The organism is uncultured Acetobacterium sp., from assembly GCF_927416815.1.
GTDB lineage: Bacteria > Bacillota > Clostridia > Eubacteriales > Eubacteriaceae > Acetobacterium.
In genome coordinates this window covers 1-16,336 of the sequence record NZ_CAKMJU010000072.1, presented here as the reverse complement: position 1 = coordinate 16,336, position 16,336 = coordinate 1, and the positions used below count along the sequence as shown (strand labels likewise).

Below are 16,336 nucleotides of genomic sequence, written 5' to 3'. Positions count from 1 at the left end.
TTTCATCTATCATCACCACACCAACTGATATGGCATCAAACGCTTTGATGCAATTCTCTTCAGTATTCAATCCCTTCTCCTTTAGCATGTTGTTGCTCTCTTTTTGAATGTGCTCGTTAATTCAAAACTACCGGGATTCCGCCGCCTTTAGATAATCATCTTTTGATGCCAGATGTTGATATCGCCACTGCCAACCTCCAGCTCAATGGTACGGCTGACTCTGGCGCCAGTTTCTGCATATTGAATACCTAAATTCATTTCTTCGAGAATTTTTTTTGTAATTTCCAGATTATGTTGGCCGACGTTAAAGGTATCGTTTTTGCGCATCGATTCGGCTCCACCAAAAATTCGGATCACCAATTCACTTTTTAAACACCCGTATTCACTGGAAAACTGCTGAATAAAATACGGCAGTCCGGTGCTGGCATAATAACAATAGCGTTCGATGGCATCCTCCATCCGAGCCGGTCGGGGTAGCGCAATATGGATAATCCCGCCAACTTTTCGAATCGGTGAGTAGGCTGTGATCCCCAGGCATGAGCCCAGCGCAAAGGTCTTAATCTTATCGCTTGACTGGTTGGAAATGGCCATTTCGCCGATTCCGATAATTTTTGTCATCGTTTCACCTATTCCTTTAATGCATTCAGAATGCAATGATGAATGTTTTCCAGAGCCGACTGAACCGAAACGGCGCCCATATTATAGGCCACCTTGTTCATCCCATAAACCACCGAGGATGCTTCATCCTGACCAATCGTGTAACCGCCGTTGCGGCGGATATTCAGGAGTCCTCTGGCGCCATCATTACCCATTCCCGTCAGTAACACACCAATTGCCCGATGGCTGGCTTCCCGAGCTACCGAATCAAAAAGCGTATCGACTGAAGGGCAGTGCCCATTAACCTTTTCCCCGGCAAATACTTCGATACGATATTTTTGGCCAATCCGTTTAATTCGCATATGCCGATCTCCTGGAGCAATATATACCCTTCCTGCTTCCAAATAATCCCCAGTTTGAGCTTCTTTGCAGCGTAAAGATGTTTGGGTGTCCAGTCTTTCAGCAAACATTTTTGAAAATACCGGTGGAATATGCTGAACAATCAGAATACCCGGGCAATCCGATCGTAAATTTTTCAAAATCTGATAAATCGCTTCGGTTCCGCCGGTAGACGCACCAATGGCAATGAGCCGGTCTGAAGACCGCCCATTGCCAGATAATTGGCGGCTATGATTATTGCAAGCTTCTGGTTCAGCTAATTTACCCCCAGGAAGGCTCGTTTTGGCTACCAAGCGGATCTTCATGGCCAGCTCAAGAAAAAAATCGGCACTGGTTTTTGATGATCGGGGATTTGGTTTTTCGACAAAGTCCTGAGCTCCGACGCTTCTGGCTTCAGCGCCGTTCTGGGGATTGGTGCTGATAATCACCACTGGCAGGGGATATTGGGGCAGCAGCCGCTTAATAAATTCAAGACCATTCATTTTTGGCATTTCTGCCTCGCAGACAATCAGATCGACATCATGTCTGAGAATTTTATCCCGGGCCTCAAAGGCGTCATTTGCGGTAGCGACCACATCAATCTGCGGATCAGCTGACAGTCTACGGGCTGACATTTCCCGAAAGGACGCGTTGCCATCAACAATGAGAACGCTGATCTGATTTTTCTTTGGCAATTTTTCTGATCCTTTCTGCCCCTCAAAAACCGTCATCCCCCACCAGTAATCTGATTAGCGGGACAACGGTTTGATTTTCCGGCTGTACTGACGTTTGGGCTTTACTAATTAGATAACCCTAATAAATTATTTTTTTATACCGATTCCAGGTTTTTAAGCTCAGTATTTTCCAAATTCATTGTCGGTCAAGGCGATTCTAGTTGGTTTTGAGACCGGATTGTTAGCTGGCTCGCTGCGGTTGGTGCGACTGGCATTTATTGGCTCATCAACTTCCCGGTAAGCATAGCGGCTGGTTTTTTTTAAGGTAAACCGGGCTGCTTGTTCTCTTAGTAATACGGCCTGACTGGATAGCTCTTCGCTGGCGGCAGCACTTTCTTCTGAGGTTGCAGAATTCATTTGCACGACTTCAGACACCTGCATAATGCCCTGGTTGATCTGGGAAATACCAATCGCCTGTTCGTTCGAAGCTGAGGCAATGTTCCCGACAATGCCTGAAACCTTTGCTACATCGTCAACAATCTTATTGAGCGCCGCCGCAGTGGTGGTGGCAATTTTTGTACCATCGTCGACCTTTTTAATCGATCCTTCAATCATCCGGGTGGTTTCTTTGGCCGCATCGGCCGATCGCGCAGCCAGGTTTCTGACCTCTTCGGCAACCACTGCAAATCCTTTACCGTGTTGTCGGGCTCGGGCGGCTTCAACGGCAGCATTTAAGGCTAGTATATTTGTTTGGAAGGCAATCTCATCAATGACTTTGATGATTTTTGAAATATTCGCTGAGGATTCATTGATTTCTTCCATCGATTCCAGCATCCGTTTCATTTCATTATTTCCCTGAACGGCGTTTTCTCTGGTGAGTTCGGCCAATTCATTGGCTTCGCTGGCATTATCGGCGTTAAGGCGGGTCTGTGAAGAAATTTCTTCGATCGAGGCGGTCAGTTGTTCAATCGAGCTGGCCTGCTCGGTAGCACCCTGAGACAAGCCCATGCTGGAATCAGCAATCTGTTTAGAACCTGCGGCGACCTGTTCAGCAGCTGAGTCAATATTGGTCATAATTTCATTAATATGATCAGTCATTTTGATAAAGGCTAATCCCAACTCACCGACTTCATCGCGACTGTCGACTTTTACTGCCACATCCAAATTTCCATTAGCGATTTCCTCAGCGGAATCAACCATTCGTCGTAAGGGCTTGCTGATCATATTGGCGATCATCAATCCGAGTCCCACGGCCAATCCAATACCGACAACAATGAGAATAATCATGGCCGTGCTCCGGCTTCTAAATTCGGCGGTATTCTCAGCTAAAATTTCTTCCGAAAGCTTGGTATTATAATCAATCAGGGCTTGTAGATCTTTGTCAACAGCTAGGCGCGCCTGGGTTACCGCACCGAGTCCCACCATTGCTTCATCATATTTCTGGGCTTTGACCTGTTCTAGATTGGCATTACGCAAATCCCGGTAGGAGACCAGGCTGTCGCTCAGGGTATTATACAGAGCCTTGTTTTCATCATCCTGGATGGTGGCTTCATACTCTTTTAGCAGAACATTATCACTTTCTACCGCCGCATTAATGGCATCCAGACGGGTTTGCAGGGTACCGGGATTGCGTTCGTAAACGGCTAGCAGCTGATTGGCTCGAATGTCTTGCATTGCCGCTTGAATGCTGGCCAGCTTTTGAGACGGAACCAGATTGTTATGATACATATTTTCCGATTGGGTATTGATGTCATTCATGGTATAGATGCCAAACACTCCCACAATCCCGGTGACCGCTGCCAACAAAATAAAACAGGTGATTAACTTTTGTTTTATTTTAAGGTTTCTAAAAAATTCCATTTTGCGTTTCCTCCATCAAGGTTTTATTTTATTTTTAATCAGGCTTCCTGATTGTGATTTTCCATTTCATCATCCTCAAGCAGTTTCTGACAATCCAGAATAAGTTTAACTGCTGTTCCCACTTTTCCGATTCCTCTGACAAATTGTTGCTCATCAGTTTCGTTCAAATCCGGATGAGGAACAATTTCTTCTTCGGGAATGGCAACTACCTCGGCAACACCATCAACGATCAACCCCACCATAATATCAGAAATCTCAACCACGATCACACAGGTTCGCTCATCGTACTCCCGTTCCGGTTTGCTAAACCGTAGCCGCACATCGACCACTGGAATAATCTGTCCGCGGAGACTCATAATCCCTTTGACATATTCCGGTAGCTCCGGTACCTCAGTTATTTTCTGGATTCCGATTATTTCGGTGACGTAAGTGATTTCCAGACCATAGGTTTCATTGTCCAGATTAAAGGTTAAATATTTCCCCTCTTCGGTCTCATCATCTTCTTCCAGCTCCAGTTCATCAAATTCATCAAACGCTTCTGCCATCGTTTCGCCTCCTCGTTAATTTTTGAGCCGTTTCTGAATCAGCCCATTAACATCAAGAATCAGACTGATATTACCATCCCCCAACAGGGTACAACCAGCCAGACCCTGAATTTTTTTCATCCGCCGAATATACCTCGGCAGGGTTTTTACCACGACCTGCTGCTCACCCAATAATTCATCGGCAAAAAGGCAGGTCGTTTTGGTTTCCCCCTCCAGCATAATCAAAATGCCGTCCTCGATCGCAGTTGCCCCAGTTTTAACCTTATAGTGTTCTTTAAGGCGCATAATCGGATAACACTTGCCCCGAATCATGATCATCTCATTCTGATCCGTGTCTCGGAAGACCTCCTCAGCTTTGGGAATAAAAGATTCTTTGATCGACATAATTGGCAGGGTATAACAGCTTTCACCGACCCGGATATTCATCCCTTCAATGATCGCCAGGGTCAGCGGAATTTTCAGGGTAATCGTGGTTCCTTGGCCTTCCACACTTTCGACCAGAATGTTGCCGCCGACCGCTTCAATATTCTTGGCCACCACATCCATGCCAACCCCCCGACCGGAAAACTCAGTCACCGCTTCCTTGGTCGAAAAGCCAGGCAAAAAAATCAGATTGAACACTTCGGTGTCGGTCATATTGGCGGCTTCATCGCCGACCAGGCCATTTTCCAGGGCTTTTTGTAAGATACCGTCGCGGCTTAAACCCTTGCCGTCATCGCGGATGATGATCAACACCTCACCGCCGGCGTTCTTAGCCTCCAGGGTGATGGTACCGATCCGGGGTTTTCCCTGGCGGATCCGGGTCTCAACGGCTTCAATCCCATGATCGGCTGAATTCCTGACGATATGCATCATCGGATCACCGATCTGCTCAATGATATTCTTATCTACCTCGGTTTCTTCACCGAGGATTTCAAGGTTAATTTCTTTGCCAAGCTTTTTGCTGATATCACGGACAATCCGGTTCATTTTAAAAAAAGTCGGTCCCAATGGCACCATCCGAATGGACATCACCATATCCTGAAGTTCGTTGGTGATTTTTTTGAGCTGCCGGGCAGATTTACTAAAATTATCAAGAACCAAACCCTTAAGATCGGGGTTTTGGGTAACCATCGCTTCTGAAATAACCATCTCACCGACTAGATTCATCAATTTATCGAGCTTTTCAACACTAACCGAAATCATGCCCTGGCTTTGATTACCATTATTTACTGGCACCTCTTTGTTGGTAAGACATGCTGTTAAGGCCTCTTTAGGTTGGGGAACACTAATGGTATCCTCAGAAAGAAGACCACAGATTTCTTCTTGTATTTCTCGGGTCTTATCCAACTCAACAATTTTGATCTGATCAATAAATGCCATGCTGTGAAAGAAAGCTTCCAATTTCTCTTTGGGCTCCGGGGTGTTAATTTGTAAAATAAAACCATCGCGTTTAATGGTCTCGACACAGTCTGGATCGTTGATGACGTCCTCCGGGGTGCTTCTAAAAGCTTCGGTGATCTCCTGTAGATTATGTAATACGGTAAAAGCCCGGATGTTTTCCATCCCGCAATCTTCATCAAATTGCAAAACAGCCTGATAGCTTTTGGGTTCACTGATTTTTGCCGCCTTATTAGAGCTGATATAATATTTTTCTTTTACCGGTTCATTATTGATAACCTGGGAATCGGTCAGATTATTATTCGTTTTGAGCTGCTTGAGATGTTCCTTAATCTTGTCAGTCAAAATTTCTGGATTACCGTCGGCTTCTGCTCCCGCTTTTATTTTTTCCAGTTCCTGCTTCATAAAGTCGATGCCCTCAAACACCAGGTCTGATAGGGTTGATACATCGATAACCGCAGGCTTTTCTTCCCGGATAAAGTAAAACATATCTTCGGTGGTATGAGCCAGTATTGACATGTTATTAATCAGCATCATCGCCGCTGAGCTTTTGATGGTATGCATGATTCGAAATATTTCATTAATCGTTTCGCTGGGATAGCTGCCTAGTGCCTCGGTCTTTATCACAGACTGTTCCATTTGTTCCAATTGCTGGGATGTTTCAAAAATGAATACTTCCTGCATCGGGTCATTCATATATTGCTCTGCCAATGGCGTCCCTCCTTATCTCAATTTTTCATACAACCGTTTAAAATTAATTCGACCATTGCGGCAGTCTTTTCTTTAATCGAAAAAGAATATTTTTCGATTCGCCATTTCAAACAGATCTCCTTGCTGCCGCCGGTGAGAATATTTTCAAGCATCGTCGGATCAATATTTGTGCGGACATGTTTCTGATCGATCGCTGCTTGAATCATTCTAATAATAAACTCTGATCGTTTATATATAATTGAACTGACTTTTTCGGTCAGTTCGACATCACACATCAGACTGTCATAAGCTTGAACCACCGCTGTTATTTCCGGGTAGTTCTGATAATATTCGGCATAGGCGTTATAAAAATAACGTATTGCCTCCAATGGTGAAAAGTTCTTTTGACTGCAGGTTTCAATGATCGCATTGTCATACTGAGAAAAATGATCGACTACCGCCAACATAATCTCGGTTTTCGTCTTAAAATGCCGAAATAGCGTTCCTTCTGAAACACCTTCCTGCTTGGCAATCAGTTTTGTGGATAGATTTTGAAGACCAACCTCATTTAAGGTTTGGATCGTTGAGACGATGATGCTTTCATGCCTTTTTATCAAAGATTTTTCCATGTTTCCCCTCCTAGCGGAGTGAATACTTACTCCTATGTTTTGAATTATACACTTTTCTGCTTCCCTGTCAACTATTTTGTGAGATTCTCAACGTTTTTTTGACCTTTAACTGAACTTTTACCACGCACCACTAACCCTCAAGAAGCCCATCTCGCTGTTCTCTAAGTGTATTGTCACTGCTAAGTATTTTTTTTATAATTTTGACGAAAGCCATGTTATAATGGTTTCCATCAAAATAACACCACAGGAGGATCGGATGATTCGAATTCCCAATTTAAAATTACAAATCCAGCAGGCCAAAAATAATACTATTGAAAAAGAGGCCTTAGAAAAAGCGATTGTGTCGAAACTTAAAATTAATTCCAAAGATTTAATCACCTTTCAGATATTCAAAAAATCCATTGATGCCCGGAAAAAAAATGCCCTGACCTATGTCTATACAGTCGATGCCAGCCTTAAAAATGAGGCAGCCTGTCTAAAAAAATGTGGTAAATTCGGCATTACCGCCAGTCCAGATTTATCTTATCAAGCAGTGACACCAGGGAGTATCAGCTTGGAGCACCGACCGGTGATCATTGGTTTGGGTCCCGCTGGTCTTTTTGCTGGTCTGATATTGGCTAGAAATGGATACGCTCCGATTATTCTTGAACGGGGCGATGCAGTCGATATCCGCGCCGCCAAAATTGATACCTTCTGGCAAACCGGTCAGTTGGATCCGGAGAGCAATGTCCAATTCGGGGAAGGTGGTGCCGGAACCTTTTCCGATGGCAAACTGACCACCCTGATCAATGATCCCCGTTGCCGGAGTATTCTGGAAGCGTTTATTGAAGCTGGTGCTCCTGAGGAAATCCTCTATCTCAGCAAACCCCATATCGGCACCGATCTGCTGCGGGAAACGGTCAAGAGCCTCCGTCAGGAAATTATTAAAAGTGGTGGCGAGGTGCGGTTTCGCGCCCGGGTCACTGATTTTCTGATTGAGGACGACCAACTCACCGGATTGATCATTAATGAACAGGAAACCCTGTCCTGCCAGGTCGCCCTGCTGGGAATCGGTCATAGTGCCCGGGATACCTTTATGACTCTGCACGAGCGAGGCGTCACGATGACCCCGAAAGCCTTTTCCATTGGCGTCCGAATTGAGCATCCCCAGCCTCTCATCAACAGTGCCCAATATGGAGCCGCCGCCGGCAGTGCGGGGTTAGGAGCCGCCGATTATAAACTTTCCTATCATTCTCCCAACGGACGGTCTGCCTATACCTTCTGCATGTGTCCCGGCGGCTATGTCGTAGCCGCTGCCTCAGAAGCAAATGGCGTCGTCACCAACGGCATGAGCGAACACCGACGGGATGGCGAAAATGCCAATGCCGCCCTACTGGTCGGGGTTCAACCCGAAGATTTCGGCGACAGTCATCCGCTGGCCGGGGTGGCCTTTCAGCGACACTGGGAAGGTCTGGCCTTTGCCCTGGGAGGCCGAAATTACCAGGCGCCAGCTCAGTTAGTGGGCGATTTTCTAGCTGACCGACCGAGTAGCCACTGGGGTCGGGTCAAACCCACCTATACCCCGGGTCTTTGCCTGGCTCAGTTAAAAGACTGCCTGCCCGATTATGTGGTCGCTACCATGAAGGAAGCGCTGCCTCATTTTGATCAAAAGATTGCCGGTTTTGCGATGGCAGACAGCGTCATGACTGGGGTTGAAACCCGCAGCTCTTCTCCCGTTCGGATCAACCGCAATGATGACCATCTCGCCAATATTGCCGGACTCTACCCGATGGGCGAGGGTGCCGGTTACGCCGGCGGGATTATGTCTTCGGCGGTGGACGGGGTTAAAACTGCCGAAAAAGTCATTCAGCGCTACGCCCGCTTTAGCTTCGAAAATCAGGCAACCTGATTACAACCGATCAGGTCTGATCATTCGTTGCTTATCGTTTTCGCTTTATATAAGACCAATCCGATAAGCTATTTTATTTAAAAAAGAGCTCCTGGAGATTAATCTCCAGGAGCTCTTTCTTTACAAGTTACATTTTCTGCTTTACTAAATCCAACCAAACTGCCCTTAAACTGCTTTGAGGATTTCTGCGATCAAGCTGCTAATCTCGGCTTCTCTATTTTTATTCTTCCAGCTGACAATAAAAGACTTTTCGACGATACCATTTTTTGCTGCCACCGCTGACTTGATCTGCCGGTTGGCCTTGATTCCGCCGGTAAATTTAGATGCCAGCTGCTTAGTCACAAAACTAAAGACTTTTTTCCCTTGTAGGGATGAAACCTGTTCAAGATATTCTTTCATCACCCCCGCCAACGAAAAGGCCCAAACTGGACTGGCAAAGATCACCATATCATAGGGTGCTACATCGGGCTTATTGGTAAACACTATCGGCGGCTTAACCCCGGGATCATCATTTTCCGGAATAATCCGCTCAATTTCAACATCCAGGCCCTTTTCAGCTAGGGCACCCCGCAGCCTTTCAGCGACTGAAAACGTATTGTTGGTTTTGGAAAATACAATAATACCAATTTTCATCTACTCTCTCCATTCTCTTAGAATATGACCCTGTTTAGTATAAGAATAATGTCCCCCCACTTGTAGTCATTAATTATTCTCTTATTGACACTAAGGTACCTCATTTTATCATTTTTTACAAGTCTTTTCTTTAACTCCACAAAGAATTTTTATTTTTTGTCGATTCCCCGATAAGAACGGCTTCTAAAAGAACAGCCTGGGATCAATTTTTTTGATCTCAGGCTGTCCTTGATAAACTGCATTAAATTAACATTAATTCTATTAACACTGGTTACTAATTAAAATATATTTCCCCATTGGCATCGACTGTAAAGATTTCAAAGTCGGTATAAAGGGAACTACCAAAAATATCATCGATCTGGAATGAATAATAATAATCACCGACTGCCAGCGGTTCTTCATAGATCACCGGATCATTATTGAAGGTGTATGATTCGCCTTCGTAAATCCCTTCTTCATCATTATTGATGTTGTAGGAATAATATATCGGTGTGATCAGATCACCCTGTTTAAGCTTTTTAATCTCTTTGGCAGCTTGGCCGGTGACCGCATCGATGCCATCCCAGGCTCCAATAATGGTGATGGTATAATTCCCATCAGCGGCAAAGTCTATTTTTATGCGCAAATTCGTGTCTATCCCGTTGAGCATTACCGGAGAGGTATAAACGTTATAGTTATCGCCCTGTTCAATAATATAGGTGGCCAGTGGTTGGCCATCTGGCAACGAAATCCAGTAGCCATTAAAATTATCTTCGAATTTTCCGGTATTCCAGTCGGCGGTGATGTTATCATCGAGTCCCAATTCAATCAGGGTCTCGCCATCGCCAGCGTCCATAAACACGTCACAGTAAACCGCATCGACGTAATCCAGGGTATCGGCTGAAATTGTAAAGCCATACATACCATTGGCATTAATGGCTGGGAGTGACGAAAATGAAACCGCCGTTTCATCTTCATTGAAATTATAGGCTGAGGTAGTTGCTTGATCCAGATCAGACCAGTAAGCAGACCCGACCGCTTCACCGTAGCTACCGCTCCAGTAAAGCGAGTTTGCGCCAAACCAGTCGGCATCGCTGTAAGCTCCAAAATCGCCGTTGGTATCGCTGCCATAGGCCATCTTATCAACAAAGGACATGTAGTAGGGACTGACACAGATATCCTTGAAAATAGACAATTCCTCGGAGCCCTGAACAGCTAAGGGATAATAAATTGCCAAACCATGGGCATCGGCCTTGTCTCTGCCGTTTTTCATATAGACCACACAATCCGCAAGGGCGGCCAGCGCCTTATCGGTACCCGCCACATTTCCAGTGACCTTTTTTAGCACCGAACCAAGATCGACCATGTTGGTATAACCTTCGGACTTGTTATTACCGCCAAAGTTCTGAGCTGATGTGATCCCTTTGATCATAGTAGACAAAACATCGGTTTTATTGGTGGCATGATACATTTCCCGGGCGACATCATTAAAGGCATACACCAGCTCATCGATTTTAGAAAGGTCGATGCAGGATAATGTCGCTTCATTGTGACTGTCGATAGCCACACAGGCTTCATAAAAAGAGTCCACCACAACCTTGCCTAGTTCGGCACCGCCAGCTGCGGGATTGCTACCGATAAAACTGCCAATGGCCTTGTAATCCCAACCATAGCCGGGTTCCAATTCTTCCGAGGCGATCATATAACGGGCGTGAGGTGCCAGTATGTTCCCGGTTTCAAGGGTTCCCATCAGGCAGGCATCAAAGCCGATAAATTCAAAGGCATCTGTCATCTTGGGATAAACTGAAGTCAAGGCATTCTCAATTTCAAGCAGCGAAAGACTGTCATTTTCATTTTGCTCGTCAAAGCACACCCCAGTAATGCTACCACCGCCGTGATTCCAGAAAATCAACCCCATTTTTTCGGCGGGATAGGTGGCTACCCCCCAGTCCAAAAATTCGGCCAGGGTTTTGGCACTGCCCATATTGGCCCCTGCCACAGCCTCAATCTCTGTGATGTTGTGGTTTTCAATCACAAAGCGCTGGGTCATGGCATCATCAACCAGATCATTATCCCAGGCATTGGCACCACCAGTCTGAACCACAAATCGGGTCTTGTCTGACGGTGATCCATCAATCATCTCCTGCAGATCCATGGTGGCCAGACCACCATCACTTTCCAGATCAGAACCGCACATGTAAACAAAGATCGTCCAGGTTTCGGAGTCGCCCATTTTTTTTGTTTCAGTTCGGGTCAGTCGCTGAATTTCCAACTCACCTCCGGAACTCACCAACATATCAGTGCTCCGCTTAAGTGACGTATCAAGTCCACTGTTTTTATGGGTACTGACGCCCCCGCCAAGATCATCTGAACAAGCTGTCAAAGACAGCACCATGGCAAAGACAATCAAAAATGCCAGCAATCTTTTTTTCATTTCTAACCTCCTGGATAACTTTTTCATGCTGTGCTGGGATAACCAGTTCCTGATTCACGAAAAACCTTCAGCTGACATTGTCTGTCGTCTGAAGGTTTTCCAGGTTGGATTCTGGCACTACATTGAAGTTTATTATACTCCTATGTGGACAATTAGAAAAGTAAATTCGATGATAAAAAACAGGTTATTTTTGCCAATAATTCAAAACCATTCGTTATGCTAGGCCAACAAGTTTTCCGCCAATCGGTAACCAGAGCGTACAGAGGATAATAAATACCAGCTGCAACCAAACCGTGGCCTTGGGCATATCCGTCATCTTGTAATAACCAGCGGTATAGGTTATCAGCGGAATGGTATCAATCGGGAACAGATAACAATTACCAGCACATAGCCCCAGGGTAATAATCAGCAATGCCGGATGAATACCGGTGGTCGCCGCCAGGCTGATAATTACTGGTGTCAACACCCCAATCAGAGCTGGAGCAACCGGTACAACCAGCATAATGACAAAACACATTGCTGATACAAAGAATACCCCCTCCAGTGTTGAGATGGTCATACTGGTCGGCAAAACGTGGGTTACAAACCATTCACTGACGCCATTGGCGACAATCGTATTGGCTATACATAAAACCGTTCCTATTAAAATAAATGACGTCCAGCTTACCGCTTTGATATAACGATCCCAGGTCAAAACTTCGATCCCCGGCAGGAAGAACAAAGAGCATCCTATTAAAGCAACGATGGTGACCTCAATTCCTGGAACAAAGGAACTAAGGATCCAGAAGAACATCATCCCTGATGCAATGGTAATAACCTTCCACTCGGTTTTTGAAATTTTTTCTTTTACAGCAATGGTTTTTAAATATTCCTGTATTTCTGACTGATCTATTTCAGCCGGCGGATAAATTTTCATCAATACAAACCAGGACAATGGCAACATTAGTATCACGATCGGAATAGCACAAACCATCCATTGAATAAAGGTAATCTGAATACCGGCGATATTCTGTAATAAACCGATGGTCAGGATATTAATTCCACTGCCAGCCGGCGTCATAACACCACCTAGCATGATCGCAACGGGAATACCAATCATCAGGGGTCTGGCTGTTTTTTGACGATCCGCTTCGTTTTTAAATAGTTTTAAAAAACTTGCCCCAATACCCATGAAAACAACTACTGTTGGGACATCTGTGACAACCGATGAGATCAGCCCTCCAGCAACCATGATTGCCAGGATACAGGTTTTTACATCTTTTCCAAACTTCTCAAGTAAAATATGGAGAACCCGTTGTACAATTGGTGTTGATGTCACTGCTTCAGCCAGACCAAATGAAGCCAGGACAAAAAACAGCATCGTATTACTAAACCCAACCAAACCGGTTCCAAGGTTTTTTGTTACGCCTAGAATTGGCAGTAAAGCCAGACTTAAAAAACAGATGACCCCTACCGGCAACGCTTCTGTAATTAACATAATCAAAAAGAAAATTAAAAGTCCAATGGTAATAAAACCGATATCTGTTAAACCTGCTGGGATCGGCAGCAGGAAAACCGAAATCAGCACCCCAACACTCATGATCATTCCGAACAACTGTTTTTTGTTCATAATCCACCTCAAGATTTTTATCTTTAAAATAAACGGGCAGGAAGTCTATTCAGATTTCTAAAAGACTTCCTGCCTTTAATTATAAACCCTCATCAAATCTAAGAAATTAGATTTGAATCGCATATTTTCCTAAACTAAAACATTTCTTTTGAAACTTTCTCTATTTCACGATTAATTGTTTCATAGACACCCGGGAAGGAATCAATCGGCAATCCGGAGGTCTGTGACGGAATGAAATACAGTTTTCCATTTTCTTGACAAGTTTTCTTAACATACTCGGCAACGATTTCTGGTGTCCAGCCGGGAAAATCTACCAGGCCGCTGTGAATGCCACCCATAAAGGTGATCTTATCGCCATATTTTTTGATCAATTCTGGAATATTATTGGTGTTCATAACCCCCTGCCAGATATCGATGCCCATTTCAATCATTGATGGCACCAAGTTAGCAGCAAAGCTATCGCTGTGGTGGACGATCAGTTCGACACCATTATCCTTATAATAGCCATAGATCTTCTTGTAAGCTGGCTCGAAAAATTCCTTGAACATAGCCGGTGAAATAAAGGAGTTAATCTGACTACCCCAGTCATCATGATGGAAAACTGCATCCGGATGAAGATGATCGACAAATTCTTTGGCCAGCCGCAGTTCAAAATCAACCAGGTAGTCAATCAGTTCATGCATTGCTTCTGGCTCTTCGTAATAGGCCATTAAAGCTTCTTCCATGCTCATCAGATAATGAACGTGTTCGAACAGACCGGGGGCAACAAAAACAGTGACATATTTGTCATTACGATCAACCGCATCGGCCTCGGCAATAGCAGTTGCCCAAGCTTCGTCGGGATACTCCAGGTTTGGCGCTTTGACGTAGTCCCGCCACTTGGTGATATCTTTTATGACAATATGCTCCTTGTCATGCACTGGGAATGAGCCGAGCTGTCCTTCCGGCCAACTCAAGGTAACCCCCCATTCATTGACTATTTGCCCCCCCACTGGCGGTTTTATACGGCTAATCGGTGTTTTCATCATTAATGCAAATGCTTCATATTGTTTTACAAAACGATCCGGATTGCCACCGTTCATTACTTCCACGAGGTTTTGTCTCTTAGTTAACATACTATTTTTCTCCTTTTATGGTTTTCTAGTAACCTTATCATTTCAACCAAAGTGAGCATCACCCACTTCGGTCGAAATATATGATTTATCGCTGTTGTTTTCGTTGCGCGACTTCTTTGTTCATTTCTGCCATTTTTGCAGGAGTTAACGAATACAATCCGAACATCAGTACCAGTCCAATAACCATAATGATCGCTGGATAGAGGGCAAAGCCATTTTTAATGGCCTGTACCAGTTCTGGTGTTACAGCCATATCAGCGACATAACCAACAGAACCTAATACTGCTGCGATAATTACCGAACGGATAAAGATTGATATTTTGATTGGGAAACTGATCAGTGACATAATGAATCCTCGGGCGTTTTTACCCGTTTTCCATTCACCATAATCAACCGTTGCAGAGTACATTGCAACACCCAGTGAATCAGGCAGACCATAACCGATATAAGCAACAAACATAATAATCTTGAATGCGGTTGCCTCAAGCGGCATAAACCATACCAGCAGTAAGCCGATAACTAAAAGACTCAGTGCGATCATATAGGTTGTTTTTTCGCCCAGACGCTTAGCAACTGGCGCAGCGATCATTGCAGCAAAGAAACTGGAAATCGTTAATCCGGTCATGAATAAAGCTAATCCCGGCAAATCGTTGATGACATATTTAAAGTAGTAGAATGCCATCCCGAAAATTACAAATCGACCCAAATATCTACCCAGTTCGACTAACATTAACCCTAACAAAGGTGGATTAACAACAATTTGTTTGAGCATTTCTACAACTGACATCTTTTCAGCTGGTTTTCCAGCTTGTACTTCAGTACCGCTTTGAGCATATTCTTTTGTGATAACATAATAAATGAGGTTACAAGTAATCATAATCGCGCCGGTAATAGCCGCCATATAGGTATAGCCTAAAACCGGGTTACCAACACCAGCACCAATGGCGGTAATTGCTTTTACCCCAAAGTAGGAAAACACTAGCGCCCCGGCAGCATTGAACATCCCCCGGTTACTGGCCATGGAGATTCGCTCTTCCCGAATCGTGGTCAGAGAATTGTTCATCGAAATGTGAGCTGCATAGAATGTATTCCAGACCAGATGACTGATGGCAAATCCTAAAAAGATGATAATGGCATTAATCTCTGCCGTGCCACCAATTTGTGAAAACTGCAAAATATAAAAGAGTGCCGCGATGGGTGGGCCAACCAGAAGCCATGAACGGTATTTACCCCATTTCATATTGCTTTTTTCTAATATCACCCCTGAGGTTGGTACCGCAACAATATCGACAATACTGGTTACCAATAAGATGGTACTTACCAAAGCCATTGGTATTTTTGCAAAGTCAGTAAGAAATGCGGCAAAAAACATGACTTCAATATTGACCATGGTCTGAAACCCGAACGACGGCAATCCATAAAGATTAATGGCCGACTTTTTTAATGGTTTGTTCATAATTTTCTCCTTTTAGCTTAAACTTAACTACAATTCCTTCTCATTAGCTGTTTGCATAAGATGCATGAACAGTCAAATTCCATAATTCCAACCGCCAGCTGATAAATTATTTATCCACTCGTCCCTTCCTCTGGGATTTATTTTGCACCATGCTTTTGGGTCATGGCTCAATTCTTTCAATACTTCTTCTGCGTTATTTAAAATTCAACGATGAACCACTAAAGATTTTTACAGTTTCGACCAATATTTTAAATAAACAGTAAATAATATTCTCAACTTTCCCAGCTCAAAAATACAGCTGAGCCATTACACATAGCCATTTAAACTTCTAAAAATATAGAAGTTGACAGAAAAATGCACCCGTAAACGTAATTAAGTGGAAAGAAGTGACTGTGCTGTCGCTTTATCGAAGTGCGCCAAATGACTTTTTAGTTATGGCGATTTCGGATGGTAGAGCAGTCGCTATCCG

12 protein-coding genes are annotated in these 16,336 nt (G+C 44.3%); 1 reads left to right on the top strand and 11 read right to left on the bottom strand.

The genetic code is table 11. The features are described from left to right. Nucleotides 1-147 precede the first annotated feature (147 nt). From QZ998_RS10975 to QZ998_RS10950, 6 genes are all read right to left on the bottom strand, one after another. Nucleotides 148-618 (bottom strand): chemotaxis protein CheD, encoded by a 471-nt coding sequence (locus tag QZ998_RS10975; protein WP_296560558.1) that lies wholly within the window; start codon nucleotides 616-618, stop codon nucleotides 148-150. A gap of 8 nt (nucleotides 619-626) precedes the next feature. Then, nucleotides 627-1,670 carry a chemotaxis-specific protein-glutamate methyltransferase CheB gene (cheB, locus tag QZ998_RS10970; protein WP_296560557.1) on the bottom strand — a complete coding sequence of 348 codons (1,044 nt, stop codon included), beginning with the start codon at nucleotides 1,668-1,670 and terminating at the stop codon, nucleotides 627-629. A gap of 159 nt (nucleotides 1,671-1,829) precedes the next feature. Then, a complete protein-coding gene (locus QZ998_RS10965; protein WP_296560555.1) occupies nucleotides 1,830-3,509 on the bottom strand; it encodes a methyl-accepting chemotaxis protein in 1,680 nt (559 codons plus the stop codon). 38 nt (nucleotides 3,510-3,547) lie between these two features. Continuing rightward, nucleotides 3,548-4,054, bottom strand: coding sequence for a chemotaxis protein CheW (locus tag QZ998_RS10960; protein WP_296560553.1), 507 nt, complete (start codon nucleotides 4,052-4,054; stop codon nucleotides 3,548-3,550). Between the two features lie 15 nt (nucleotides 4,055-4,069). Then, the gene (locus tag QZ998_RS10955) at nucleotides 4,070-6,145 is read right to left on the bottom strand and encodes a chemotaxis protein CheA (protein WP_296560551.1); all 2,076 of its coding nucleotides are present in this window, start codon (nucleotides 6,143-6,145) and stop codon (nucleotides 4,070-4,072) included. Nucleotides 6,146-6,162: 17 nt separating this feature from the next. Next, nucleotides 6,163-6,753 (bottom strand): TetR/AcrR family transcriptional regulator, encoded by a 591-nt coding sequence (locus QZ998_RS10950; RefSeq protein WP_296560550.1) that lies wholly within the window; start codon nucleotides 6,751-6,753, stop codon nucleotides 6,163-6,165. Nucleotides 6,754-7,009: 256 nt separating this feature from the next. On the opposite strand from QZ998_RS10950, the gene QZ998_RS10945 reads away from it, so the two are divergent. Then, the gene (locus tag QZ998_RS10945; protein ID WP_296560548.1) at nucleotides 7,010-8,641 is read left to right on the top strand and encodes an FAD-dependent protein; all 1,632 of its coding nucleotides are present in this window, start codon (nucleotides 7,010-7,012) and stop codon (nucleotides 8,639-8,641) included. 165 nt (nucleotides 8,642-8,806) lie between these two features. On the opposite strand, the gene QZ998_RS10940 is transcribed toward QZ998_RS10945, so the two are convergent. The 5 genes from QZ998_RS10940 to QZ998_RS10920 form a co-directional block, all read right to left on the bottom strand. Further along, nucleotides 8,807-9,274, bottom strand: a complete 468-nt coding sequence (locus tag QZ998_RS10940; protein WP_296560546.1) for an NAD(P)H-dependent oxidoreductase — start codon at nucleotides 9,272-9,274, stop codon at nucleotides 8,807-8,809. Nucleotides 9,275-9,548: 274 nt separating this feature from the next. Then, nucleotides 9,549-11,687: a clostripain-related cysteine peptidase gene (locus tag QZ998_RS10935; protein WP_296560544.1), complete on the bottom strand. Its 2,139-nt coding sequence runs from the start codon at nucleotides 11,685-11,687 to the stop codon at nucleotides 9,549-9,551. 214 nt (nucleotides 11,688-11,901) lie between these two features. After that, complete coding sequence (locus QZ998_RS10930) at nucleotides 11,902-13,296, bottom strand: SLC13 family permease (protein ID WP_296560542.1); 1,395 nt, start codon at nucleotides 13,294-13,296, stop codon at nucleotides 11,902-11,904. Between the two features lie 134 nt (nucleotides 13,297-13,430). Then, nucleotides 13,431-14,411 (bottom strand): uroporphyrinogen decarboxylase family protein, encoded by a 981-nt coding sequence (locus QZ998_RS10925; protein WP_296560541.1) that lies wholly within the window; start codon nucleotides 14,409-14,411, stop codon nucleotides 13,431-13,433. Between the two features lie 85 nt (nucleotides 14,412-14,496). Next, entirely contained in the window at nucleotides 14,497-15,867 is a 1,371-nt protein-coding gene (locus tag QZ998_RS10920; protein WP_296560540.1) for a glycoside-pentoside-hexuronide (GPH):cation symporter, read from the bottom strand. Nucleotides 15,868-16,336: the final 469 nt, after the last annotated feature.